The 25,591-nt window shown below is 63.5% G+C and carries 24 protein-coding genes and 1 pseudogene; 10 read left to right on the top strand and 15 right to left on the bottom strand.

The features are described from left to right. Positions 1 to 12: 12 nt before the first annotated feature. From F757_RS0114375 to hutG, 5 genes are read left to right on the top strand one after another with little or no spacing between them, the layout of a single operon-like run. Positions 13 to 681, top strand: coding sequence for an amino acid ABC transporter permease (locus F757_RS0114375; protein WP_027212005.1), 669 nt, complete (start codon positions 13 to 15; stop codon positions 679 to 681). Beyond that, on the top strand, positions 678 to 1,442 hold the full coding sequence (locus F757_RS0114370; RefSeq protein WP_027212004.1) for an amino acid ABC transporter ATP-binding protein: 765 nt from the start codon (positions 678 to 680) through the stop codon (positions 1,440 to 1,442). The genes F757_RS0114375 and F757_RS0114370 overlap by 4 nt, the downstream gene beginning before the upstream one ends. After that, positions 1,439 to 1,987, top strand: coding sequence for a HutD/Ves family protein (locus F757_RS0114365; RefSeq protein ID WP_027212003.1), 549 nt, complete (start codon positions 1,439 to 1,441; stop codon positions 1,985 to 1,987). The genes F757_RS0114370 and F757_RS0114365 overlap by 4 nt, the downstream gene beginning before the upstream one ends. Then, on the top strand, positions 1,984 to 3,384 hold the full coding sequence (locus F757_RS0114360; protein WP_027212002.1) for a formimidoylglutamate deiminase: 1,401 nt from the start codon (positions 1,984 to 1,986) through the stop codon (positions 3,382 to 3,384). Before F757_RS0114365 ends, F757_RS0114360 begins: the two co-directional genes overlap by 4 nt. Before the next feature lie 28 nt (positions 3,385 to 3,412). After that, a complete protein-coding gene (hutG, locus tag F757_RS0114355; protein WP_027212001.1) occupies positions 3,413 to 4,231 on the top strand; it encodes an N-formylglutamate deformylase in 819 nt (272 codons plus the stop codon). A 442-nt stretch (positions 4,232 to 4,673) separates the two neighbouring features. Here the strand turns inward: hutG and F757_RS35790 are convergent, their stop codons facing one another. The 12 genes and pseudogenes from F757_RS35790 to F757_RS35145 all read right to left on the bottom strand — a co-directional run bounded on the left by F757_RS35790 (position 4,674) and on the right by F757_RS35145 (position 16,474). Beyond that, a complete protein-coding gene (locus F757_RS35790) occupies positions 4,674 to 4,994 on the bottom strand; it encodes a hypothetical protein (protein WP_156923613.1) in 321 nt (106 codons plus the stop codon). 1,582 nt (positions 4,995 to 6,576) lie between these two features. Further along, positions 6,577 to 6,764: pseudogene (locus F757_RS37050) on the bottom strand (LysR family transcriptional regulator); the annotation flags it as partial. A gap of 10 nt (positions 6,765 to 6,774) precedes the next feature. After that, entirely contained in the window at positions 6,775 to 7,623 is an 849-nt protein-coding gene (locus F757_RS0114340) for an isocitrate lyase/PEP mutase family protein (protein ID WP_027211999.1), read from the bottom strand. A 150-nt stretch (positions 7,624 to 7,773) separates the two neighbouring features. Continuing rightward, positions 7,774 to 8,199: an OsmC family protein gene (locus tag F757_RS0114335; protein WP_027211998.1), complete on the bottom strand. Its 426-nt coding sequence runs from the start codon at positions 8,197 to 8,199 to the stop codon at positions 7,774 to 7,776. 339 nt (positions 8,200 to 8,538) lie between these two features. Further along, positions 8,539 to 9,093 carry a carboxymuconolactone decarboxylase family protein gene (locus F757_RS0114330; protein ID WP_027211997.1) on the bottom strand — a complete coding sequence of 185 codons (555 nt, stop codon included), beginning with the start codon at positions 9,091 to 9,093 and terminating at the stop codon, positions 8,539 to 8,541. 111 nt (positions 9,094 to 9,204) lie between these two features. After that, positions 9,205 to 10,533 (bottom strand): aspartate aminotransferase family protein, encoded by a 1,329-nt coding sequence (locus F757_RS0114325; RefSeq protein WP_027211996.1) that lies wholly within the window; start codon positions 10,531 to 10,533, stop codon positions 9,205 to 9,207. A 31-nt stretch (positions 10,534 to 10,564) separates the two neighbouring features. Then, positions 10,565 to 11,611 carry a C45 family autoproteolytic acyltransferase/hydolase gene (locus tag F757_RS0114320; RefSeq protein WP_035466781.1) on the bottom strand — a complete coding sequence of 349 codons (1,047 nt, stop codon included), beginning with the start codon at positions 11,609 to 11,611 and terminating at the stop codon, positions 10,565 to 10,567. A 115-nt stretch (positions 11,612 to 11,726) separates the two neighbouring features. Then, positions 11,727 to 12,581: a MurR/RpiR family transcriptional regulator gene (locus F757_RS0114315; RefSeq protein WP_027211994.1), complete on the bottom strand. Its 855-nt coding sequence runs from the start codon at positions 12,579 to 12,581 to the stop codon at positions 11,727 to 11,729. A gap of 382 nt (positions 12,582 to 12,963) precedes the next feature. After that, entirely contained in the window at positions 12,964 to 13,656 is a 693-nt protein-coding gene (locus tag F757_RS33530; protein WP_051376761.1) for a YoaK family protein, read from the bottom strand. A 177-nt stretch (positions 13,657 to 13,833) separates the two neighbouring features. Further along, positions 13,834 to 14,313, bottom strand: a complete 480-nt coding sequence (locus F757_RS33525; RefSeq protein ID WP_051376767.1) for a DoxX family protein — start codon at positions 14,311 to 14,313, stop codon at positions 13,834 to 13,836. Further along, complete coding sequence (locus F757_RS0114300) at positions 14,298 to 16,187, bottom strand: amidohydrolase (protein WP_027211993.1); 1,890 nt, start codon at positions 16,185 to 16,187, stop codon at positions 14,298 to 14,300. The genes F757_RS33525 and F757_RS0114300 overlap by 16 nt, the downstream gene beginning before the upstream one ends. Further along, the gene (locus F757_RS35145) at positions 16,184 to 16,474 is read right to left on the bottom strand and encodes a XapX domain-containing protein (protein WP_084530856.1); all 291 of its coding nucleotides are present in this window, start codon (positions 16,472 to 16,474) and stop codon (positions 16,184 to 16,186) included. The genes F757_RS0114300 and F757_RS35145 overlap by 4 nt, the downstream gene beginning before the upstream one ends. 311 nt (positions 16,475 to 16,785) lie before the next feature. Here F757_RS35145 and F757_RS0114290 point away from each other — a divergent pair, with 311 nt between their 5' ends. The 4 genes from F757_RS0114290 to F757_RS35135 all read left to right on the top strand — a co-directional run bounded on the left by F757_RS0114290 (position 16,786) and on the right by F757_RS35135 (position 20,151). Further along, positions 16,786 to 17,475 carry a hydrolase gene (locus F757_RS0114290; protein ID WP_027211992.1) on the top strand — a complete coding sequence of 230 codons (690 nt, stop codon included), beginning with the start codon at positions 16,786 to 16,788 and terminating at the stop codon, positions 17,473 to 17,475. 124 nt (positions 17,476 to 17,599) lie between these two features. Next, the gene (locus F757_RS36845; RefSeq protein ID WP_084530855.1) at positions 17,600 to 17,884 is read left to right on the top strand and encodes a DUF1427 family protein; all 285 of its coding nucleotides are present in this window, start codon (positions 17,600 to 17,602) and stop codon (positions 17,882 to 17,884) included. Positions 17,885 to 18,038: 154 nt separating this feature from the next. Further along, a complete protein-coding gene (locus F757_RS0114285) occupies positions 18,039 to 19,607 on the top strand; it encodes a sensor domain-containing diguanylate cyclase (protein WP_027211991.1) in 1,569 nt (522 codons plus the stop codon). Positions 19,608 to 19,851: 244 nt separating this feature from the next. Next, complete coding sequence (locus F757_RS35135; protein ID WP_084530863.1) at positions 19,852 to 20,151, top strand: hypothetical protein; 300 nt, start codon at positions 19,852 to 19,854, stop codon at positions 20,149 to 20,151. 240 nt (positions 20,152 to 20,391) lie between these two features. Here the strand turns inward: F757_RS35135 and F757_RS0114275 are convergent, their stop codons facing one another. Beyond that, a complete protein-coding gene (locus tag F757_RS0114275; protein ID WP_027211989.1) occupies positions 20,392 to 22,674 on the bottom strand; it encodes an amylo-alpha-1,6-glucosidase in 2,283 nt (760 codons plus the stop codon). A 439-nt stretch (positions 22,675 to 23,113) separates the two neighbouring features. Between F757_RS0114275 and F757_RS0114270 the strand changes: the two genes are divergently transcribed. Beyond that, positions 23,114 to 23,515 carry a hypothetical protein gene (locus tag F757_RS0114270; protein WP_027211988.1) on the top strand — a complete coding sequence of 134 codons (402 nt, stop codon included), beginning with the start codon at positions 23,114 to 23,116 and terminating at the stop codon, positions 23,513 to 23,515. Between the two features lie 77 nt (positions 23,516 to 23,592). On the opposite strand, the gene F757_RS0114265 is transcribed toward F757_RS0114270, so the two are convergent. Both F757_RS0114265 and F757_RS0114260 read right to left on the bottom strand, forming a co-directional pair. Continuing rightward, positions 23,593 to 24,645 carry a rod shape-determining protein gene (locus tag F757_RS0114265; RefSeq protein WP_027211987.1) on the bottom strand — a complete coding sequence of 351 codons (1,053 nt, stop codon included), beginning with the start codon at positions 24,643 to 24,645 and terminating at the stop codon, positions 23,593 to 23,595. Between the two features lie 193 nt (positions 24,646 to 24,838). Beyond that, positions 24,839 to 25,498, bottom strand: coding sequence for an alpha/beta hydrolase (locus F757_RS0114260; protein WP_027211986.1), 660 nt, complete (start codon positions 25,496 to 25,498; stop codon positions 24,839 to 24,841). Positions 25,499 to 25,591: the final 93 nt, after the last annotated feature.

Raw genomic sequence — 25,591 nt, 5'->3', positions numbered from 1 at the left:
CGGACCTGACTCATGCAACTCGACTTCACGCCGGCGTTCGCCGGTTGGGCCGACATCGCGCACGGCGCGCTGGTCACAGTTGAAGTGACCGCCGCCGCGCTCGTGCTCTCGTGCCTGCTCGGCCTCCTGATTGGCATCGGCCGGCTCTATCCGCAACGGCGGCTCGCTTACGGCTTTTGCACCGGTTACCTGATCTTCTTCCGCGGCACACCGCTGCTCGTGCAGCTTTTCCTGCTGTTCTTCGGCCTGCCGCAGTTCAACATCCTGCTCCCTGCGTTCGTCTGCGGCATGCTCGGGCTCGGGTTGTATTCGGCGGCCTACGTGTCGGAGATCGTGCGTGGCGCGATCCAGTCCGTGGATCGAGGACAGATGGAGGCGGCGCGCTCCATCGGCATGTCGTCGGGACAGGCCATGCGCGCGATCATTCTGCCGCAGGCCATTGTGCGCATGATCCCCCCGCTCGGCAATGAGTTCATCGCGCTGATCAAGAACTCGGCCCTCGTGTCGCTACTGACGATTGACGACCTCATGCACGAGGGCCAGAAAATCATCAGCGTGTCCTACCGATCGCTCGAAGTGTATATCGTGATCGCGCTCGTGTATCTCGTGCTCACGCAGGCGACCAACTTCATTCTTCATCGCGTCGAGCGTCGGCTGCGCGCAGGAGGCATGGTGCAATGAGCAGCGCTCAACCAATCGTCAGCATTCGTGAACTCACGAAGTCGTTCGGCACACATCGCGTATTGAACGCCATCGACTTCGACATCCACCCGAGCCAGGTCGTGGTCGTGATCGGGCCGAGCGGTTCCGGCAAAAGCACGTTCCTGCGCTGCTGCAACGGACTGGAACAGCCCGAGCACGGCACAATCGATATTTGCGGCCACCGGCTCGTCGATCACGGCACGGTGCTAAAAGAACGCTCTCTCAACGCGCTGCGCACCGAAGTCGGTATGGTGTTTCAGTCGTTCAATTTGTTCCCGCATCTTTCGGTGTTGCACAACATAACGGTGGGTCCGCGAATGCTGCGCGGCACTTCGAAAGCCGATGCAGAGGCCGCCGCGCTCACCTTGCTCAAGAAGGTGGGCCTCGAGCAAAAGGCGCATGCGATGCCCGCCAGCCTCTCGGGCGGCCAAAAGCAGCGCGTCGCCATCGCGCGGGCTCTGGCAATGCAGCCGCGCGTCATGCTCTTCGACGAACCGACTTCAGCGCTCGACCCCGAGCTCGTGGGCGAAGTGCTGCAGGTGATCAAGCTGCTCGCCTCCGAAGGCATGACCATGCTCGTCGTCACTCACGAGATGGGCTTCGCGAAGGAAGTTGCGGACGTCGTGGTCGTGATGGACGGCGGAGAGATCGTCGAAGCGGGGCCGCCCGCACAGATTTTCTCGACTCCCTCGCAACCTCGCACGCGCTCTTTCCTGCAGGCGGTGCTGTCGCGCGCATGAACGCGACCTTGATACCCGGCGCCGCGCTCGCGGCGGCGCCGTGGAAGAACGGCGGCGGCCTCACGCGCGAAGTCGCGTCTTGCGCGCGCGCCTGGCGCGTGAGCATCGCCGATATTGATCGCGACGGGCCGTTCTCGTGTCTCAAAGGCGTCGATCGCCTGTTGATGGTTCTCGACGGCGCAGAGATAACACTCCGCGGCGTAGGTGTCCTGAGTGCGTTCGACGTTGCTCGCTTCACCGGCGAGGCCCCGGTGACGGCACACCTCGCAAACGGTCCCGTGCGGGTGTTCAACCTGATGACGTACCGCGGCGTGGCACGCGCCTCGGTCGACATTGTGCGCGCACCTGGGCGCTGGACCTTCGCCGCTGACACGGCGTTGCTGCTTTGCGCTCAGGGATCGATCGAGGTGCGGGCCCGGGCGGCGTGCATCGCGCTGACGCCACTCGACACACTGCGCATCGACCGGGCGAATCCCGTCGAGATCGCCATACACGGAGACGGCGTGCTGGTGTGCACGTCGCTGAATACGGAAGCCAACTCTTGAATTCATCCCCGAAATCGCTCTTTGCAGCAGATGCGCTGCTGCCGGATGGCTGGCGCACCAACGTACTGATCGAGTGGAACGACGCGGGTACGCTCATCGCAGTTACGCCCGACACGACCACCGCGCCGGCGGATGCCGTATGCGCAGCGGGGCCGGTCATTCCGGGCATGCCGAACCTGCATTCGCACGCGTTTCAGCGCGCCATGGCCGGTCTCACGGAATACCGCGCCAATCCCACGGACAGCTTCTGGAGCTGGCGCGACCTGATGTACCGCTTCGTCGCACGCATCACGCCCGAGACGCTCGGTGCAATAGCGCGCTGGCTGTATGTCGAGATGCTCAAGGCGGGCTATACGTCCGTCTGTGAGTTCCACTACGTGCACCACGCGCAGGACGGCAGCCGTCACGCGCATCCAGCCGAACTCGCGCAGCGCGTCGTGGATGTGGCCAGCGAAACCGGCATCGGCATGACGATGCTGCCGGTGCTCTATCAGTACAGCGGATTCGGCGCACAACCGCCGCGCGCCGACCAGCGCCGCTTCATCAACGCGACCGACGCCTTTCTGGAGCTTCTCGGCACGCTGCGCGCCGCGCGTCCGGAGCACGGCGCGCTACGTTACGGAATCGCGCCGCACTCGCTGCGCGCTGTATCGGGGGATTCATTGCGCGCCGCGCTCGAGGGACTCGACGCGATGTCGCCCGGCGCGCCCGTGCATATCCACATTGCCGAGCAGACCGCGGAGGTCGATGACTGCGTCGCGGCGCTCGGCGCTCGGCCCGTGCAATGGCTGCTCGAACGTTTCGACGTTGACGCGCGCTGGTGCCTCGTGCATGCGACGCACGTCGACGAACGCGAAACGCTCGCGCTCGCGAGGAGCGGCGCAATTGCAGGCCTGTGCCTCACGACCGAAGCGAATCTGGGCGACGGCCTGTTCCCCGCCAGCGACTACCTCTATGCAGGAGGCGCGTTCGGCGTCGGCTCGGATAGCCATATCGGCGTGGACTGGCGCGCGGAACTGCGCCTGCTCGAATATGGCCAGCGGCTCGCGCGGCGTCAACGCAACGTGCTGGCCTCGCCGCAGGCATCGCATGTCGCCGACCGCCTGTTCCAGGGCGCGCTTGCGGGCGGCGCGCGCGCCACCGGCCGAATGGTCGGCGCCCTCGAGCAGGGCGCGCGGGCGGACTGGATCGTGCTCGATCCCGACCATCCCGATCTCGCCGAGCAGACCAGCGCGACGTGGCTGTCGTCCGCCGTCTTCTGCGAGCACGGCGAAACACCGGTGCGGGACGTCTTCGTCGGCGGCGAGCGCGTGATCCACGAGCGCCGTCATCGCGACGAAGCCAGGCATTACGCAGACTATCGCCGGGCGCTAGCACAGCTGCTCGCCGACGCCTGAACGCAACCGTCAACCGATCTCAGGCACCATGAACGATCTTTTCTCACTCGAACGCGGCGATGCGCCGCTGATTATTTCCATTCCCCATCTGGGCACGCAGATCCCCGATGCGCTGCGCGACCGGTACACCGATTTCGCGCTGACGGTCGCTGACACTGACTGGCACCTGGACCGCCTCTACGGATTCGCCTGCGCGCTCGGCGCAACGATTCTCGGTGCGCGCGTGTCGCGATACGTTATCGACCTGAACCGGCCGTCGAACGACGAAAGCCTGTATCCGGGGCAGACGACCACGTCGCTGTGCCCAACCGAAACGTTTCGCGGTGAGCCGCTGTATCGCGAGGGCTGCGCGCCGGACGCGGCCGAGCGCAATCGTCGCGTGTCCACTTACTGGCAGCCGTATCACGACGCCCTGCATGAAGAAGTGACGCGCCTGCGCCGCCAACATCGCAACGTGCTGCTGTGGGAAGCGCACTCGATAGCGAGCGTGCTGCCGCGCCTTTTCGAAGGCAAGCTGCCGGACTTGAACATCGGCACGCAGGATGGCCGCACCGCCGCACCTTCTGTGCAGGAAGCGGTGCAGCGCGTCGCCGCGGCGAGTCCGTTCACGTGGATTGCGAACGGCCGCTTCAAGGGCGGCTTTATCACGCGGCACGCCGGCGCGCCGCAGGACGGCGTCCATGCGGTGCAACTGGAGATGTGCCAGTCCACCTACATGAGCGAGAACGCGCCGTTCGACTATCTGCCCGAGGTCGCAAAGAAAGTGGAACCGGTGGTACGCGGCATGGTGAATGGTGCGCTCGACGCAATCTTCAAGCTGACTCCGGACGCCTCGCGGGCGAAATGAGTGCGAACTTCCTTGCCGCGGGACCTCTTAGAAATACATTCTGAACACCACGGGCGCCAATCCGATCGAACAGGGACGCTCTGTCCAATATACGCTTATAGAACTTCGCCAGCGCTCGGAGCAGCCGCGCGTATTCCGAATGCGGAAGTCAAAGCCCAGCAGCGTAGAAGAGAGTGAAGCGCATTGGAGAGTGCTACGGCCCCGTGACTGCGTCGGCTAAGGTCGACAGATCAGGTCCGCTCTCTGCTGAAAGACCCCTCGATCAAGTCCGGCAACGCGCTCGCGAAGATCGCGTATATCCAGTCAGCGGGCGGCGCGTCGTCGAGCGTCGCAAGTCGCGGTGTCGGTCGGCATTCGCCACAAGTTTTGATCGAACGGGGCGGGCGCGGCATCACCGATGAGCGTCACGCGGCCAGCGCAAGCAAAGACGCTGAAGCCGCCGTCAATGCGGCGGCCCGGCGCATGCCGAAGCCCTGGTCGAATGGCCGTTCTCGATCATGCTCGCGCTCCAGTCGGTCGGCAGGCAATGAGGATGCTCGAAGCCCGTCGGCGACGCGCCCGTCGAATAGAGAATGTTATCGGTATTGTTCGGACCTTCACCGGCCAGCACCGCGCCCAGTCCCGCCAGCTTGCGCATCCGATACACAATCACGTGATCGGCGCAGGCCGTGTCGCCACTTACGCCAAGACCGCTTGCCGCAATGATTCGGAAGTGGCTCGGCCAACTCGCCGAGCAGCCCATCGAGGCGTTCGCCGATGCCACCGGGCAGTTCGCGTTTGCTTTTGTTGAAGATCGTTAATTTTGCTAGCGGTGTCCATTCGAGCGCTAATTCTGTCCATTAATTCTGCTAGCGCAGGCGGCCGGTGGCCCGAAACAAGCATTTCTCGCGGTAGCGGCTGATGGCTCGAAGCGCGGCATGGAAATGATTTGATAGCCGGAACACGGACGCCGGCACCGTTTCAAGGGGCCTGTGGTGCACGCTACAGAATTCGGCAGTCGGATCAAGCCACTCGCGTTTCCAGAGTGGCGCTGACACGCCCGCGTCATTTAGCACGAAGCATCTGAACCAATACGGCATGCACCGACGGTCAGCAAGCCATGCCGATGGCGTCTGTATGGAGCTCAACCTGCCGTCATCAAGACGCCCGAGCGTCGGAATCGCCGTAGTGCGGATTGCGAAATCGCCGGGAAGTATCCATCCCGCAGTTCCCAGCTCAGGCATATCTTCCGACACGCTGAGTTCCCATAGCGTCCCAACGCTAATCTGATGACGCGTCGCAACCCTGCCTAGCCAGCTTCCGAAAGCGCGTCACCTTTCGTGACCGCCTTGGTTACTGTCCCGATGAAGGCGTCGATCGTCTGGGCCGCGGCCGCCTTGCTCTTTCCCGTTGCGGCGGTGCGGCGTCCACTAGTTCCTGTTTGTTCATGTTTCGTTCGTTTCCAGGTTTGCGATGCCGTCACCCTCCCCCATCGGTCCGGCACCATGCAACCGTAGCCCGCATCGGAGTTGGGTCAGGTGGGAGCGTGAAGAATTTGACGGCGAAGGGCGACGGCGGCCCTTGCGAAAACTGCGTGAAATTGTGGAGTGCTCCAGTGTTGATAACTGCTATTAGCAATACTGCATTTGCTGCTCTAAATTGGGGGTTGCCGCGCTCAACCTGACACCCAAGGCGCTTCCGCTCACCAATTCATCTTGTGTGGTCCGGCCCGATGTCGACCCGTCCCTGCCCCATGTGTCGCTGCCGCGCGTGCAGCATCCGCATCGGCGCGAGCGCACGCATCGCGAAAGCGACGGGACGTTGTTCTGCGAGCATTCAGCACGTTTCCTTCGTCATTTGCAAGAGGTGCGTCGAGCGGGGCATTCATGCTTGAAAAGCCCGCCCGCAACGGCTGACAGCGCTGATCGCCGACGCCAGGAACCGCATCTACACTCGTCTAAGGTTGCGAAACTTCAGACGCTTTTCAAACGCCTGGCGTAAGTTTTTTCGGTCATTCATGGATAACCTGCGCCGGCCATGCGCGGCGCAGTTGAACATACCGATTCAATTCGCCCGTCGACGGACGGATGCGTCAGCAGATACCGGCAGAATGGCCAGCCGCGGCTATGCGCCTGCGATAGCCAAATGGCAGGACGTTCGAGCGCGCCGTGACGTGGGCGAAGACCTTGGCGCTCACCCGCAGGACATCGAACCGCCTTGGGGGTGGCTTTGACGCCGGAATCATACACGGTGCCGCAGCTCTGCGAGGGCTTCCTCGCACGCCACATTGAACGGCACCGGGACTCTGTCGGTGCGGCCCGGTTGCGCGGGTGCGTCATGACCAGGATCGCCCCGATTGCACGTTTGCCGGCCGACTCCATATGTTCGCGCAGCGACTGTGCGAATACTCCAATCTTCGCCAGCTGATGCCGTCGGCTCTAATACGCAAGATTGATGATGACCGGCGGCAATGCCGGTCTTCGAGCACCGGCACGAGCCGCCCGGCGACGATATCGTCGCGCACGATGTAGAGCGGCTGTATACGAACGCCGAGTCGCTGACGCTCACCCCGGCGTCGGCCACCGCTGCTCGGCGGTAGCAAAGAACTGATTGAGCTCGGTGCCGCTCGCCGCGTCCTTCGTGTAATTGAAAGTGCCCTGATCGCGTATCTCATGCGCGGCGCGCAGGAAGGCGCCGAGCGCCGCGCGCGCCAGCGAGCCGCCCACGCTCACGCGGCGCACGCCCATTGCGCGCAATTCGTCGAAGCTGAGCAGTACGCCCTGCAAGCCCATCAACACGTTGACGGGGCGCTCGAGCGCGCCGACCACGGCCGCGATTTCCTCGCGCGTTCTGAGTCCGGGCGCATACAGCACGTCCGCGCCGGCTTGCTCATACGCCTGCAGGCGGCGAATCGTGTCGTCGAGGTCGGGGCGCTCAGCCAGATAGTTCTCGGCGCGCGCCGTGAGGGTGAAGGGGAACGGCAGCGCCCTCGCCGCTTCGACCGCGGCGCACACGCGCTCGACAGCGGCCTGGAAGGCATAGATGGGCTCGTCGGCGCGGCCGGTTGCGTCTTCTATCGAGCCGCCAACCACGCCCGCCTGCGCGGCCATGCGGATAGTCTGCGCACACTCTTCGGGGGCGTCGCCAAAGCCATTTTCCAGGTCGGCGCTGACGGGCAGGTCGGTCGCGCCCGCTACTTCGGCGAGATGGACCATCATCTGCGCGCGGCCCACCGCGTTATCCGGCAGGCCGCGCGAAAACGCATAACCCGCACTGCTCGTCGCAAGCGCCTTGAAGCCGGCCAGCGCAAGCAGCCGCGCCGAACCGATGTCCCACGGGTTAGGAATGACGAAGGCTTCTGGCGCTTTGTGAAGCGCCCGGAATTGTTCGGCTTTTTCGGCTTGGGTGGTCATCGCGGTGGCACCGGTAAGCGCCGCGCTGGCGCGAAGCCGGCACTGCGGCGCGGGTTGTGCGGAAAGACTTCACGAACAGGAAGGCGGGGCGAAGCGCCGCAACGCGCAGCACGCCCGCGCGCCGCCAATCTGCTGTACCCCGGCTCGAACTCAGGTTTCGAGCTTCGCGTCCATCGTGATGGTGGCGTTCAGTACCTTCGAGACCGGACAGCCGGCCTTGGCGTCGGCCGTGGCCTTGTCGAACGCGGCCTTGTCGCCGCCGGGAATCTTGACCGCCACGTCGAGATGCACGGCGGTGATCGTAAAGCCGCCGCCTTCCTTGTCGAGCGTGACCGTGGCAGTCGTGCCGATACGTTCAGGCGTAATACCCGCTTTCCCCAGTTCCGCGGACAAGGCCATTGAAAAGCAGCCTGCATGCGCAGCCGCGATCAGTTCTTCCGGGTTCGTGCCGATGCCGTCCGCAAAGCGCGTGGAAAACGAATATTGAGTCTCCTTGAGGACGCCGCTGTCGGTGGAAATGGAGCCCTTGCCGTCTTGCAGACCGCCTTGCCAGATTGCTGATGCCTTGCGCTTCATCGTTCTCTCCTGTTTGTGCCCTGCTTTGCGCCGCACGACTGAGCGTGATGCCCGCCGCAACGGTCCAGCCCGGATGGTCCGCGGCTTGTGCATCGGTCGTGACTGCGGCGCAGTGTGACCGGCGCGGACGTGGACCGACCTTCATCATAGGCGCTTCCGTGTGCGAATGCCGTGACGGTGCCACACGCGGTATGCGGCTCATGCGGCACATATGGGTACGTGCCGTACATGGCGTAGGTGCCGTTGATCGTACGCGCCGTGCATGACACATCTGCCGCATCTACAACATCCGCCAGATGAGCCACATCTGCCGCGGCAAGCCTCTATGCTGCGACGCGCCTACTCCGCGAACGGCAGGCTCTCCTGCCCGATGGCGCGCATATCGAATACGTTCAACGTCATCGCGACAAGCGCGTAGTAGCCGAGAAGCCCCACCAGGTTGATCACCACCTGATGCCCGAAGCGCCCGAGCGCCTTCTCATAGGTCGCGTCGGACACCCGCCGCGTGTCGTAGAGTTCGCTTGCGAAGTCGTAGACGAGCGCGTCGTCGGGATCGGCGAAAACCGGCCGCCGTCCCGCGCGGATCGCCTCCGCGTCGGCCTCGCGCACGCCGGCTTCGAGCGCAATCGGATAGTGGATGTACCACTCCGCCTGTGCCTGCCAGCGCGCCGCCGTGACCAGAATGGCGAGCTCGGAGAGACGCAGCGGCAATTCGGTGCGATAGCGGCAGAAGGCGCCAAGGCGCTGCGCCTGCTGCGCAAGTTCCGGGCTATGAATCCAGCCGAGAAACGGTCCGTTCAGGTTGCCACGCGGGCCGGACAAAATCTCGTCGAGAACCGCCTTTTGCTCCGGCGTTGCGTCGGTTATCTGGAAGGCAGGCAGACGTTCGGTCATGGCGGTCTCGCAAGTTGAAGATGAGATGAGTGGGAACAGCAAAGGGCAAAGCGCGGCACCCGTCGAGGAAGCGGCGGCGGCTGTTGCCGACGCGACTTCCTTGTCGCGCGCTCAGATCGCGCCCAGCGCGCCCTGAACTGCCTCGGCCAGACGGCTCACGATTTCGTCGATGTCGCGCGCCGTGCAGATAAACGGCGGCGCGAGCAGCACATGATCGCCGATCTTGCCGTCGACCGTGCCGCCCATCGGATACACCATCAGGCCGCGCGCGAATGCCTCGCGGCGAATCGCGGCATGCAGCTTGAGACCGGCGTCGAACGGCGCGCGGGTCTCGCGGTCCCTGACCAGTTCGACGCCGACGAACAGCCCGCGCCCGCGCACGTCGCCGATATGCGGATGCTGCGCGTAATGCTCGCGCAACAGCCCGCGCAACTGTTCGCCGCGCGCCAGCACGTTGGGCAAGAGGTTTTCTTCGTCTATCACGCGCTGCACCTCGAGCGCCGCCGCGCATGCACTGGCGTGACCGATATAGGTGTGGCCATGCTGAAAGAACCCCGAGCCGCCGACAATGGTCTGATAAATGCGCTCGCTCACGAGCGTCGCGCCGATGGGTTGATAACCGGCGCCGAGTCCCTTTGCGATGGTCAGCAGGTCCGGTGCGACGCCGTCTTCCTCGCATGCATACAGATAACCCGTGCGGCCCATACCTGACATGATTTCGTCGAGAATCAGCAGCACGCCATAGCGATCGCACACGGCGCGGATCTTGCGGAAGTATTCGCGCACCGGCGGCACTGCGCCCGCGGTTGCCCCAACCACCGTTTCTGCGACGAACGCGGCCACCGTGTCCGCGCCGAGTTCGAGGATTTTTTGTTCGAGTTCATCGGCAAGACGCTGCGCGAATTCGCTTTCCGTTTCGTCAGCCCGCTGTTCCCGATACGCGTAGCACGGGCTCACGTGATGCGCTTCAATCAGCAGCGGCAAGAACGGTTCGCGCCGCCACGCGTTGCCGCCAATGGCGAGCGCCCCGAGCGTATTGCCGTGATAGCTCTGCCGCCGCGCAATGAAATGACGACGGGCCGGCTCGCCCTTCTCCACAAAATATTGCCGCGCGAGCTTCAGCGCGGCCTCGATTGCCTCCGATCCGCCCGACACGAAGTACACGTGCCCGAGACCCGGCGGCGCGCGCTCGATGAGCCGATCTGCGAGTTCCTCCGCAGGCTGCGTGGTGAAGAACGACGTGTGTGCATACGGCAGTTGCTGCGCCTGCCGCGCGATCGCGTCGATGACGCGCTGATTGCTGTGGCCAAGGCACGAAACGGCGGCACCGCCGCATGCGTCGATGTAGCGCTTGCCGCTCGAGTCGATGATCTCGATGCCGTCGCCGGCAACTGCAAACGGCAACGACTGCTTCGGAGAACGATGGAATACGGTGGACATGGCTTTCACATATGAGAGAAGTCGGCCGCGTTCAGCATGCGGATGCCGCTGACGTGCGCGGAATGAAAATATCGAAAACGGCCCGTCCGCCGCACATCACCTGCACCGACACTCCGGCCGCGCCAAGCTCGAAGAGCGCCGTGGCCAGCGTATTTTCTCCGTCGGGATCAAGCGGGTCGTCGCGATAAATCGGCAAGCCCGAAGGCGCGCGGTCGTACAGCACGGCGAGCAGGGCTTCTTTCGTCAGCGGAAGAGCTGGGGCTTGCAGCAATGCATTCACCCGACACTGCCTGTCGCGCGACGACTCAGTGACAATCTGCGCCTGCGTTTCGCAGCCTGGATGGATCATATGGTTCGCATGACCGGCGCGCGTGCCGATGTGCTGCACGGAACAACGCTGCGCGGTCACTTCGACGCTAACGATGCGCGCGTCGTGCGACCCGCCGATTGTGTGATGAAAGCCACTCGCAGCCGGCGCAGCCCGCAGTATGCGCAGCGCTTCGTCGAGCGAATGCGCGTCGAGCACGGCCCGCGCCAGGATCATGCGCGGCACACCGGCGGCCGGCGTGCGAATGCGCAAATTGTTGATGGTCTGTACGAGGCCGGCGCGGTTAGCAGCGAACGTGTGTCCCGGCAACGAGCCGGGGTAATAGAAGCTCACGAATCCCGGCTTGCCGACGGGCTGCACGTCGACTAATGCACAGCGCTCGCGCAGGAACGGGTCGCCGTCTTCGTTGTGGGCGATGAAGCGGGTCGCGCCTTCCATCGCGGCGAGCGTCGTGCAGCCGTCCGGCGCGTGGTGGACCAGTTCGCCCCGGCAGTTCCACAAGAAGAGGTCTTCCGCGGGCCAGTGCAGACCTGCCGCCATGCCATCGAGCTCGGCCAGCAGTGCGGGGAAATGAAGCCGGGCGGCATCGCGTAACGCCTGCACGAAGGGCGCGCCGCGCCAGCGGCTCACCGCTCGCCATGTGCTGCTCTGCTCCATGTAAGCGGAGAACACGGGCCGCGCCAGTTCGCCCAAACGGTAGCCGATCTCGTACGGCTCGCCCTTTGCCTCAAACAATTCCAGATTTCGCATCGACCCCACCGCGCCGCATCCACTCAACAATCGGAACATCTTTATACGACGCAACAACATATGTTGTCAAACACGATGCACCGGCACCGCCGGCGATTCATTTACCCGACTGTGCTCAGGATACGTATGCGCCTTTGGCGTGCAACGACTGTTCGACGATGCTCAGTTGTTCGACGGCGACCGCGCCTTCGAGTGCGAGCAGATGCGCCACCAGCGATTCGGCGATGGCGGTGGCCGCCACGAGCGAGGGAAAAAACGACGGGCTCTCGTGCGAGAAGATCAGCACCTTGTCCGCATTCAGCGCGATCGGTGAGACGGCGCTGTCGGTAATGGCAATGAGCTTGCTGCCCTTTTCGAGCGCCGCTTCCGCGACGCGCGCGGCTTCGACGGAATACGGCGCAAAACTGATTACGATGGTGGCGCTGTCGCGCTGCACGGTGCGCAATTGCATTTCCAGCGTGCCTGCCTCGCCGTTGAGCAGCGACACCGACGAACGGAATAGCCGGTAGCCGTACACGAGCCCAAAAGCAACGGGGTAACAGGAGCGGAAACCGGCAACGTGGACGTGCGGCGCGCGCCGCAGAAGTCGCGCCGCTTCGACAATCACGCGACCGTTGTGCGCGGCAGTCACTTCGAGATTGTGTCGCTGGGCAACGAGCAGGTCGTTGGCGAGCGCTTCTTTCGATTTGACGAGCGACCGCGCACGGCTCGTCAGCGGCTCAGGCCGCGTGCGCAGGCGCGCGACGAACAGGTTGCGCAGCTCGTTCCAGCCGGGAAAGCCCAGTTGCTGCGAAAGACGCACGAGGGACGCCGGTTGCACCTGCGCGCGCTCGGCGACCTTGCGCATGGACGAGACCGCGACCTCGTCCGGATGGTCGAGCAGGAACCCCGCGCCCATCTGGAATTGCGGACTCAGTTCGGAGAAGCGCGCCCGGATCAGGGCGGCAAGCTGGTCGAAACTATCTGGCATGCGAGGGGCCGGCGGAGGGTTGAGAGGACGACAACAAATGTTACCACCGGGGACGTGGGCGAAACATCGAGGCAGGGCTACTCGTGGCATGCAATCCAAAGCTGCCGCGTGCAATCGCAGCTATCCTGACGGTTCATTGCAAACAGAACCAGCCTGATATCCGGTGTCTTTCAAAAGGAGTCGCCTACGCGTTCGTGACGGCAGCTTGGAATGCGGGCAAAATTAGTTCAGCTCTGTGAAGCAGACGCCACAGGCCGGCAGTTAAACCGCAACTGGCCGGTTCTGGCGAATCCATTCGTCGCCAGATATGACGGCAGGTCGCCTCGCTCACACCTGGCAGTCGGCGGTGCCGCTACCAGCGCCACGACGCGCGGCAGAGCGTTCAGGAGACAGTGTCACCTATCGCGTTGCGGTGCACCCATGCCTGCATGGCCAGCCAGGCGAGCGTTACTACTGCAAATAGAAGAGCCCAGAAACCAAAAGCTTTGTATGCAAGAGCGCCGACGGTTGCGCCGACACCGAACGCAACGATTGCCGGAAGCATTTTGACGACGCGTCTTCGTGCGGCAGCCTTCACGTCCTGCGTAACGCGTGTCGAACATAAGTCGAGCAGGTCGAGAATGACCTGCGTGACGTTACCAGTCATCACCGTGTTTGGCACCCCCTGTCGGGCAACGAGACGGCTGTGGGCATTCTGAACGCCCATCGCAGTCGCACCAATCATTCCACACACAACCACCGACCAGTTTTCAGCGTGGAATCCGTGTCCAAGGTTGACGCCTGCAAGGCAGAACGCCAGAAGCAGAAGCGCCTCCACGGCATAGAGCAGGCACGCGCCACGCATCGGGGTTTCCGGATTGCGACCGCGGATGATGAAGCTGCTCAGCGCAACGCCGAGGACGAAGGCCGGAAAGGCCATCAGCTTGAGGAAGATACCCTGCCCATAGCCTGCGAGGCCAGCGCCAATGAGCACGAAGTTTCCGGTCACATGCGCCGTGAACAGCCCAAACAGCGAAACAAAGCTGAGTGTGTCGACATAACCCGCGGTTGCCGCGAGCAGATTGTCGTCATTCATTGCGCACCCTCTGAAGAAGCGTTAGCTTGAGTTGGCCTTTCACCTATCGACGCTCTATCCTCCCGCCGGCACTTCCCTACTTCTCAGTTATATGCATTTGCCCTCGCAAAAGAGACCGGCAACACAGTTGCGACCGAGGCTACAGCAAACGCAAGAGCGGCACCGGGAGATTGAACGTTAAGCATGATAGTGGCTTTGCCGCTCTTCTTTCAAGACGCGAGAGCGTCGCCCAGCGCACGCAAGATAGGTAACCATGACGAACGCGGCAATCAGCCCGAGGTGTTCGAAGAAGCTGTTTAGCGCCATGAAGCGCGCTGCGCCCTCCAGAACCCAGAAGTTGTTTGCGACCAGCATCGCCACAAGCGTCAACACAGCCAGCGCTCCTGCGCCGAGCCACGTCAATCTGTTGAAAACAACGCACAGCGAGCCGGCTATCTCTACAAAAATTGCCAGGCCGGCCCACAGCCACCCCGGATTGAGGCCAAAGTGCACCTGCTCGGCAACTGCGGCATCGAAATGCAACAACTTCGAAACACCGCCAATCAGGTACGCTGAAACGAGGCAGACGCGGACCAGCGGCATGACCCACGGTTGCCGCAACAGTATCTCCACCCAGGTCGGACTGTTCACCTGCTCCCGCTCTAGACCGCCCAGCATGCGCATCCCAATGCTCCCCAAAAGCCTTGATAGTCGGAGGTCGGTGCATTCTGGAGCCACGCGCGCCCATGGTTGTGTCCATGCACGCCACAGGCCCGCGCGCAGTTACATGCAGTGGACGCAATGCGCTGCAATGGAGCACCGGACGCGTCACCCTGCTTCCAGGCGGCAAATCCTCCATATTTTCGAACGGGAGACCAGTCAGGCATCGCAGGAGGCGGCTCACTATCGTCCAGCGCGGCAAATTGGCCCGTCGCGTACACGGTCTTTCCGCCTACCACCGTGAGCAACGACGAAGCCCCGGCAATGTCCTCCTCGGCGCAAGCAAAGAAGTCACGGTCAGGAACGATAAAGTCCGCGAGCTGACCCACTGCAATCTGCCCTTTCTTGCCGACTTCATCCGAGAACCACGTCACCTTCTCCGTCCACATTCGCAGGGCGGTTTCGCGGTCCAGACAGTTGCGCTGGGGATAAATTCGCGTGCCACCGACAGTCTTGCCGGTTATCAACCAGGAGAGAGACACCCACGGGTTATATGACGCCACACGCGTTGCATCCGTGCCCGCCGATGTATGAATCCCTTTCTCCAGCATTCGCGCAACAGGCGGCGTACCCTGAGCCGCCTTGTCACCGTATCGCTCGACGAAATACTCACCCTGATATGCCATTCGATGCTGAACCGCAACACCACCGCCAAGGGCAGCAATGCGGTCCATCGACTTTTCTGTAATCGTTTCGGCGTGATCGAAGAACCAGTTGAGCCCGGCGAGCGGGGTATCGCGATTGACCTTCTCGAATACGTCGAGCGCGCGACCGATGGTTTCGTCATAGGTCGCATGCATGCGCCACGGCCAGCGATTCTCCACGAGGACGCGAACGACCCCTTCAAGATCGCCCTCCATTTCCGCAGGCATGTCGGGGCGCATTACCCTGAAGTCTTCGAAGTCCGCAGCAGAAAATGCGAGCATCTCGCCTGCGCCGTTGTGCCGGAAGTAGTCGGTCCCGTCTTTATACTTCGACGTCTTTGTCCAGTTCAGGAAATCTTCCTTCTCGCCCTTCGGCTTCTGAGTGAAAAGGTTGTAGGCCAGCCTGATGGTCAGCAACCCCTCGGCTTCGAGCTTGCGGATGACTTCATAGTCTTCTGGGAAGTTCTGGTAACCACCGCCGGCATCAATAGCGCCGGTGACGCCCAGCCGATTTAACTCACGCATGAAATGGCGCGTGGAATTCAACTGATATTCAGGCGGAAGCTTGGGCCCCTTCGCCAACGTTGCATAGAGGATCGCGGCGTTCGGCTTCGCGAGGAGTAATCCTGTCGGATTACCCGCGCTATCGCGCACAATCTCGCCGCCCGGAGGCTCAGGCGTCTCCTTCGTATAGCCCACCACGCGCAGCGCCGCGGCGTTCAGCAACGCGCGGTCGTAGAGGTGCAGCACGAAAACCGGCGTATCCGGCGCTGCGGCGTTCAGTTCCTCGATGCTCGGCAATCGACGTTCGTCGAACTGGTGCTCCGTGAAGCCTCCGACGACGCGTACCCATTGCGGTGGTGGCGTGATAGCGACCTGCTCCTTCAGCATGTCCATCGCGGTGGCCAAAGACCGCACGCCATCCCACCGAAGCTCCATGTTGAAGTTGAGCCCGCCGCGAATGATGTGCAGATGGTTGTCGATCAAACCCGGCAGTGCCGAGCGTCCCGCCAGGTCAACAGTGCGCGTGCTGTCGGACTTAAGCTGGCTGACCTCGCCGTCGCCGCCAACGGCGATGAACTTGCCGTCCCTGATAGCAACCGCACTCGCAACTGGCCTGGATTTATCCAAGGTCGTGAACCGGCCATTAAGAAAAATAACGTCCGGCGCGTCTTGCTGAGAGGTCATGACCGATTCTCCTCAGACGATACTCTCGTCATGGGCCGAGAGCTTCCTGAGTTCCGGCCGGGCAAAGACCCAAACACATGTTGATTGCAATGCTCCTCTCTCCAGGCGTCGCGAAAGTCGGCACCAGTGAGCATTCTTCTTGCAACCGGGAAGATCTGTTCTCCCGCCAGTATCCCCAAAAGGCCCACAAGGGCGACTATCGGAGGAGCCGGTGACGTGACGCCAATCAGGCTGTAGACGACGCCGACGAGAATTCCAGCGAGCAGCGAAAGCACATAGGCCTTCATCACAATCCTCCTTCACCGGCAAACTACGAGTCTCTTCGGCACTCCTAGCAGCTTAGGCTTTTCAATCTCCAAATAAAAGGTCTTGCCCGCATCGACCGCATACACAAAACCCCTGATATCGCTAACGACTACTTCACATCGGGGGAACGTGAACTATGATGATTTCGATACCGCAGAAGCGATTCTCCATGTCGGATCTTTCCAGCGAGAACATGTAGTTCCAGCGGTCTTCCCACCACCACCCAAACGCTTGCCTACCCGTCAGGTGCAACGCGACGTTCTGTTCAAACCTCATTCGTGCAGAGGACATCATGAGCCAGGAGAAACTGGAGGTACTCACCCCCGCCAACAGCCAGGTTATTTTCATTGACCAGCAGCCTCAGATGGCATTTGGGGTCCAGTCAATAGACCGGCAAGTACTCAAGAACAATGTCGTCGGACTAGCGAAGGCAGCGAGGGCATTCAACATACCCACCACTATCACGACTGTCGAAAGCGAGAGCTTTTCCGGCTTCACGTTTCCGGAGCTTCTCGACGTCTTTCCAGACCACCCCACTCTGGAGCGAACCTCGATGAACTCGTGGGACGACCAGAAGGTTCGCGACGCGCTAAAGAAGAACGGTCGAAACAAGGTCGTGGTCTCCGGCCTGTGGACAGAGGTCTGCAACACGACCTTCGCGCTGTGCGCGATCCTTGAAGGCGGGTATGAAATCTACATGGTCGCGGATGCGTCCGGAGGCACGTCGAAAGACGCGCACGACTTCGCCATGCAGCGGATGGTCCAGGCGGGCGCCGTCCCGGTCACCTGGCAACAGGTACTACTCGAGTGGCAACGCGACTGGGCGCGCAAAGAAACGTATGACGCTGTGATAGATATTGTGAAGGAGCATTCGGGCGCATACGGGATGGGTGTCGACTACGCGTATACCAGGGTTCATAACGCTGCGCAGCGTACGAAGACAATGCACGAGTCTCTCGCCCCCGTTCCGGCAAGGTCGTGACGCATCGCTGTGTGCTGAAAAGCGAGGCTCGTCTCCGGAATAACCATTCCGGTCCGGGCCTTCGGCCTAACGTCAACGAATTCTTCAAACACGGCGATGCGCGCGCCAAAGGACTGCCCTGGCGATGAAGCCTTATATCCTTTCGCTTCTTGGCGGCCTTCTCGCCGGGGCGATATATAGCCTCATTCGTGTCCGGTCGCCGGCACCGCCAATGGTCGCCCTGATAGGATTGCTCGGAATGGTGATCGGAACGCAGGTAATTCCGACGGGGCGCCAGCTTCTGACGAGCAACACGGTTTCAGCTGGCAGGCCCGTGGTGGTTCAAGCGAAGGCCAGGCAGTCGCCCGCTCCGGTCAACGCAAATCTAACTTCGGGCACGCCGGCAACGGCCCGCCGAATCGCGCCGTGACACCTGCGTCGAACGCGTACGCCTCTGAGCTCACCCGGCGTTGCGCCGCGATCTGCTCCCGTATCACGTATGCGGGCAAATCCCCATAAAGAACCGCTGCCTTGGGCCGTTAAGACAGGGAACGTAGCTCGGCCCCGCACCATCGAGCGGCACCATGGCAGTCAATCTTTCCGTTTCCGAGTCGATCCTCGCGACTCCGCCCGAATTGGGCGCAGCCGTTTCGCACACTATCCGCGCCCGTCTGTTGTCGACGCTTTTCGACAACCGCTGGCCCCTTGTCATGTCGATCGTCGCCAGCACGTTCGTCGCCGTGATGGCTTATGTGCGCCTGCATCAGCCGTGGGCCACGGTATGGCTGTTCGCCGATCTGTGGCTATTGCTAGGACGCCTGAGCATCATCCACGCGTATGCCGTGCACAGCCGCAAAGGCCCGCTGAGTCCGGGTCCGTGGGCGGTCGCCTACGCGCCGTTGTGCGTCGCGACGAGCCTGCTGCTCGGGCTGGGAACGATGGGCTGCGTCAGCACCGCCGACACCACGCTGGCATCGCTCGCCATCATGGTTGCGGCAGGCATTCTCGGCGGCGTGGCCTCGCGAAACGCCGCGGTTCCGCGTCTCGCGATCGCGCAGATTTGCGCCGTGTCGATCCCCATCGGCATCGGTGCCCTGCTCTCGCCCACCGAAGGGTCGTGGATCCTGATACCGCCTCTGCTTCTCTATGTCGCCGCGATGGCGTCCATTGTGCGGCGCCACTACCGCGGCCTCGTCGCGCTGATGATCGCCGAGCAGAATCACGCCGAACTCGCGGCGCGCTTCGATGCCGCGCTGACCCACATGCCGCACGGCCTCTGCACACTCGACCGTGCAGGCAAGGTGGTCATTGCGAACAGCCGCACCGCGCAGCTGTTCGGCGCGAGCGTCGACATGCTCAAGCTGAATTTGCCGCTACCTGAGTTCCTCGCCCACGCCGGCTTCGCGCAGTTCGACGACACGCTGCGCGAGCACTTCGTCGAAAAATGCGCGGCCTGGCTGCGGGAGAAAGGGCGTCCGCTCGCGCTGGAACTGCGCAACGGGCGGCAACTGGAGTTACGGCGAAACCCCGTGCCCGACGGCAGCGCCGTCGTCATCATCGAGGATGTGACCGAACGCCGGCAAAGCGAAGCCAAGGTGCTTTATCTCGCCCGCCATGATTCGCTGACGGGGCTCGCGAACCGGCGCGAACTGCGCGAGCGTCTGGAGAAAATCCTTTTGAATGCCCGCCCCAGGAGGGCGACGCGAACCGCGGTCCTGTACCTCGATCTGGACGGTTTCAAGCAGGTCAACGACAGACACGGCCATAGCGCAGGCGACGAAGTGCTGGAAACAGTCGCGGCCCGCCTGCGGCAGACGCTTCGCCACGGCGAGATTGCGGCGCGCCTTGGCGGCGACGAGTTCGCCGTAATCGTCGAAGACGCGACGTTGCACTCGATTGTCGCGATTGCGCAGCGCGTGATCCGCGAAGTAGCCCAACCGTATCCGCTCGCAACGGGCGCCTCGATCAGCATCGGCACGAGCATTGGCATTGCATTGGCGCAGGAGCACGAACCCGTCGACGATCTCATCAGACGCGCCGACGAGGCAATGTACAGCGCGAAAAAAGCCGGCAAAGGCACCTATCGGATTTCCGGCGAGGACAGCGAGCCGCAGCCGGGAGCCGACTGCGATGCAAGCGTGGGAGCGGTATAGGGGCGCGCAAAGCCAGCGTGTCACCGCGCAATCCGCGTGCCGCTTGTCAAAGCCCCGGAAGGTCCCGCCCCGCCGGCCGGGCGCTTGGGGCAAGCCGAAAAAATGGAGTATTTCCCCCTGATTGACCCGCCCAGCGGCGTGCGCTAAGAATTCCGTATGCATACCGGACACCCTGTCCGGGCCCGCTCGTTCGCAGCGCCTCACGAAGCCGCGCGGGCGTGGAGCTCAGGTGGAGGACGCCGTCATGCTCACGAGACTTGTCGCTATCGCGGCATCGGCTTTCGCGTTCGCTGGAACGGTCTGCGCGCAGGGGACCGGCGCGGCTACAGGCACAGGCCACCAGCGTCCGGACGGCAATTCGACAGGCGCCGCGAAACCGCGAGTGCCGCCTGCCGCGCCAGCCTCCGCCCCGACCACCGGCAACGCGCCGTTGCTGCCCGGCGCGGGCATCATCGTCGCGCCGGAGGACGGCGGGCGGCCGCCGCGCCCGGAGGCGTCGCCAGGCACGCCGGCCAACCCAAGCGGCCTCAGGAAGCCGGACTGAGCAAGAGAGGCTGCACGTGGGCGCCCGAACGCCATAGCCTGCGCACGGGAGCCCGAGTACCACAGCCTGCGCGTGGGAGCCAGAGCATCAAAGCCGGCGCATAGGAGCCTGAACGACAGCGCCTGCAAGCGAGCCGAGCCCGATAGCCGATAGCCGATAGCCGATCATCGGCCCGACACCAACACCGAGCCTCGCTCCGTGCCTGAGTCCACTAACAACAGCCCCCTAACAACAGCCCCCTCACAACAGCGCCACTACCCGCACATCGCCCTGTTCTGCGGAGGCCACCACCTTCTCGCCGATGCGGCGGAACGTGATCGATACCGATGCGTCGCCTACCCGCAGGTCGCCCACTTCCAGCCAGTCGATGCCTTCAGGCAGCATCGGCTGCTCGATCAGGACCTCGCGGCGCTCCGCGTCGATCGTAATGCCGAGACACGCCTCCAGCATCATGAACGGCGATCCCGCCGCCCACGCCTGCGGCAGGCAGGCAACCGGATACGCGGTAGGGGGCTCGCCGCGCCGACGCGGGAAGCCACAGAAGAGTTCGGGCAAGCGCATGTCGAAGTTGACCGCCGCCTGGAACAGCGCTTGCAGAAGCCGCACCGCCGCTGCCTTGCCGCCGTAATGCGACAGACCGCGCGCGCAGATCGCGTTGTCGTGCGGCCAGACCGAGCCGTTGTGATACGCCATCGGATTGAAACGCGACTGGCTCGCGGCAAGCGTGCGTACGCCCCAGCCGGTGTGAAAGAGCGTGGAGTCGAGCGCGCGCACCACCGCTTCGCCGCGCTCGCGCGAGGGCAAGCCGAAAGCCAGCAGATGTCCCGCGTTCGACGCCATCACGCGGCACAGTTCACCATGTCCGTCGAGCGCGATGCCATAGAAGCCTGACTCTTCCATCCAGTACTTTTCTTCTACGCATTCACGCAGCTTCTTCGCCCGCGCCTTGTATTGCGCGGCCGCGTCGTGCAGGCCGCGCAGCTTGGCGTGGTGAGCCATCGTGTCGAAGGCGGCGCTCGCATACGCCTGCACTTCGACGAGCGCAATCGGGCCATCGGGGAAGCGGCCGTCGGCATGGAATACGGAGTCGTGACTGTCTTTCCAGCCCTGATTGGCGAGGCCGCCGTCCGACTCGCGCTGATAATCGAGCAGACCATAACGGTTCTTGTCGCACACGCCCGCGACCCAGCCCGCCGCACGCTCGAGCGCGGGCCACAATTCGTCGATCAGGCCGAGGTCGCCCGTGCGCGCCGCATAGGCGCCCGCCAGCACGATGAAGAGCGGCGTGGTGTCCACGCCGCCGTAATACAGCGCGAACGGCACTTCGCCGGTGGCGGCCATTTCGCCCTTGCGCATCTCGTGCATGATCTTGCCCGGCGCGGCATCGCGAAACGGCGAGTTCTCGTGCGCCTGATGCTCGGCGAGAAAACGCAGCACCCCGGCAGCCAGTTGCGGCTGCAACCACAGCGTCTGCAACGACGTAATCACGGCGTCGCGGCCGAACGGCGTGGAGAACCACGGAATGCCCGCATACGGGTAGGGACCGGTCGCGAGGTCGGTGGTCAGTAAGCCGAGGTCCGCAAGCGAACGGTCGATCCATGCGTTGAAAAGCGGATTGCTCGAGCGGACCCGCGCGGTCACGCGCCGCCGCTCGCGCATGACGAGGTGCGCGTCGACCAGCGCCGCGCGCACTGCGGCGCGGCCCACGCGCGGCCGCTCCGTATCGATCTGCGACATGTGCGCTTCGCTTACCGGATGCGTCGGCGACGACACGCCGGCGCTCGGCGCATCAGGCGACTTCGCCACGACCTGAACGGCGACCGACAGATAAATCGACACGCATGCCTGCGCCGGCAGCTTGACCGTGTAATCCGCGCGATTGGCAAACAGCTTGTCGGGCTGCGGCGCAAAAGCGATCTGCACATTGCGCGCCACGTCGTCGAGACCGACGTAGCCGAGCAGCACTTCGTCGTTCTCGACGCGCGCCGCCTCCACACGCCCTTGCCGCGCGCGCTTGAGCCCGCGCACCTCGAACATGTCGCGAAAGTCGCTATCGAACGAAATGGACAGCGGCACGATGGCGTCGCTCGTGCCGTAGTTGGTGAGTTCGATTGCCTCGTTGAGCACCGTGCCCGACAGCACGCGCACGCGTTCGACGTGGATCACGCCTTCCGGCGTGCTGTCGCCGCCAAGCGGCGGCAAGGGGCGATTGGTCAGATGCGCGGTGAAAGACGTGTTGTCGCTGCTGACGCTGCCCGAGAGCAGCGAGGGCGCGCGGCCGCCGAACGTCAGGCGCAGTTGCGAAAGCACACGGGTATCGTTGACGAACAGGCCGTCGTCGTGGCCAGTGATGTCGCCAAGCGGATCGTTGACGATGAAGGTGTCGCCCGACTTCAGCACGTGCTGCGTGGCGCTCGCCACGTTGAGATTTTCCGTCGGGATGAATGCGCCGTCCGGCTCGGATTCGCGATGGTCGATTCCGCCCGAGTGGGACAGGCCGCCGAGGGCTTCAGGCTGCTGCATCAGGGTCGCTCCTATGGTTCGCTGCTGCGTATGCTTCACTTGCGGTGGCCGCCGGGTGGTGCAAGGACGTGCCCGGCCGTGCCCGGTCGTGCCCGGTCGCTTCCGATTGTAGAAGCTCTCGACTCGTCAGACGAACTTATCACGGGGGAGTTTCGGTTTTTTTTCAGTGGCACAGGACGTGCAGTGCCGCTAGCGTTCGGGCCGCGGGCTGCGGTCCGACGGCGCGGTTGCGCAGCCACCCTCGCCGGCGGCTACGCCTGTCTGACCGGTGCATGCGTACACTGGCCGCAACAATGTTTTGCCCCGCGGGCACTGAGTGAGCGCTGGGCCTTCTGCGATACTTCATTCGTGTTCCGCTGACCCGGCGGACATGTCGCTGTGTTTGGCCCGCTGTACAGGCGGGCCTTTTTAATCGGCCAGAAGAACAGGAATGACCCGTATGAACGCCTCACTCGAAACGCTTTTCCCGGACCACGTCCATGCCGAAGACAGCGTCGTCAGCGCGCTGAACCATCAGGACATCGTCGTCGCGTTGTCGGCGGCTTTGCAGACGCAGAACGTGGCGGTGCTGCACATGCTGTACCCGCGCACCGATGCCCGCACGCATCGCAGCCTCGATACGCTCGTCGACGTGTTGCATGGACACGGGCTGCACGAAGTGGCCGATCTGATCGCGCATGAAGCGCACTATCTGCTGTTCAAGGATCCGGTGAAGGCGTGGAAGGCCTTTCACGAGATTCGCAACGACTCGCTCGCGATCGGCGTGCATCTCTACTATCACGGTCTTGTCGGCGAGGCGGCGGAGCGCGCGCTCGACACGGACGCGCATCGCAAGCACTGAGCGAGCCGCGCGCACGGGCCGGCGCCTGGTGTAGAAGATTGAAAGGCTAAGGCGCGCGGGTTGCTATTGACGTCCGGTCACTGGCAGGCAAATTCGTCCAGCAGGCCGCTCGCGGACGCCGCGCCGGCGCCGCGCACGGCGCACGTCAGCGGTTCGTCGGCCACGCGAACCGCGAGGCCGATTTCATGCGTGAGACGCCGCTCCAGATTGGCGAGCAGCGCGCCGCCGCCCGTCAGCACGATGCCGTTATGTGCAATGTCGGTGACGAGTTCCGGCGGCGCCATTTCAAGCCCGCGCTTGACCGCGCCGATCACCTGACGCAGCGGCCCCTCGATTGCGTCGGCGACATCATGGTTGCTCAGCTGGACCGTACGCGGCAGGCCGTCGTCGACACTGCGCCCGGTGGCGTTCATGTGCTCGGCGGGCACGTCGCGCACCGCGGTGCCGATGTTCTTTTTCACGTGTTCCGCGGTCTGCTCGCCGAGCAGCACGCCATACATATTGCGCACGTAACTGACGATCGCCATGTCGAAGGCGTCGCCGCCCACGCGGATCGAACCGCTGTACGCGGTGCCGCCGAGCGTGAGCACGCCGACTTCGGTCGTGCCGCCGCCGATGTCGACCACCATCGAACCGGTCGCCTCCGCCACCGGCAGACCCGCGCCCACCGCCGACGCCAGCGATTCGCCGATCAGGCTCACTTTCCACGCGCCGGCCGACACTGCCGCTTCGGTGATCGCGCGGCGCTCGACCTGCGTCGCCCCAGCCGGCACGCAGAGCGTGAAAGCAGCGCGGCGGCTGAACAGTTGCCGCGGCCGTGCCATGTCGACGAATTGCCGGATCATATGCTCGGCAGCGGAGAAATTGGCAATCACGCCGTGGCGCATGGGCCGCACGGCTTCCAGGTTGCGCGGCGCGCGGCCGAGAAGCTGGCGCGCCTCGGCACCCACCGCCGCCACGCGTTTCGGACCGCTTGACTGGTCCTTCTCGAAACAGACCACCGACGGCTGATTCAGCACGATGCCGCCGTCGTCGGTATAGATGAGGGTGTTGGCGGTGCCGAGGTCCACGGTCACGGCCTGGCGGAACAGTCGATCGAAAAGCGGGTGATGCGGCGTCGGTCTGGCCATAAGGAGGCTCTGTTGTATCGCTCGGTAGCGTCGCCCGGCTGCGAAGCCGGCTCATGCGCGACAGTGTGGAAAATGCGCCCCGGTCACCCAGACCGCGGGCATTGCGCAGTCCCGCGGCGGCGTGATTTTCGTGCTATGAGCAGTTAACGGCAAGCCGATCAATAACTTTAGCCCGCTTTTCGCGCGGACCGTGTCAATCGCGCGACAAGGCGCCGAGCGTGTGTTCGAGCGCGGCCTCGCCGAGCGCGACGCCGTCCGCGCTGATCGTATGTCCGACGCCCGGCAACGCGTAGGCATCCACCGTGTAGCCGGCCGCGCTGAACTGGTCGGCGGCGTATTCGAGCTCCTGCACCCCGATTACCTCGTCCTCTTCGCCGTGAATCAGCGTGAGCGGCGTGCCATTGCGCGCGATCACGGGCGAAGCGAGCCGCCCCGAGTACGCGACGACGCAGGCGGCGCCCTCGGCGCTCGTCGCCACATGATGCAGCGCCATGATAGACCCTTGCGAAAAGCCAACCAGCGCAAGGCGTCCGAAAGCAAGCTGCCAATGCTCGAGCTCTGTTTCGAGCATGCTGCGCAGGGCCGCGTAGGCCGCGGCTGCGCGCGCCTCGCGATTGCCTTCGCTAATGTCGCGCAGACTGAACCACTGACGGCCGCCGAAACCGCCGTCGAAAGGGTCGGTGCCGTCGAGCGACGTAAAGGCCACATCCGGCAGACGCTCGCTCCAGATGTCCGCGAGCGGCACCAGATCCTGCGCGTTGCTGCCCACGCCGTGCATCAGCACGACGAGTCCCTTCGCAGGCGAGTTGAGCGGCGCACGCCGCCAGCCATGTTCGAATTGCTCCCAGGCCATATTGCTGTTCCTTCGCTTCAGTGAATCGCGGTTGACGGGGGCCGGCCGCATGCTGGTCGATGCGGTGATACCGGTGATACCGGTGCTAACGGT

The sequence above is a fragment of the Burkholderia sp. WSM2232 genome (assembly GCF_000472545.1).
Classification (GTDB): Bacteria; Pseudomonadota; Gammaproteobacteria; order Burkholderiales; family Burkholderiaceae; genus Paraburkholderia.
The sequence above is the reverse complement of the archived record's forward strand: the minus strand, read 5'-3'. Positions and strand labels throughout refer to the sequence as shown.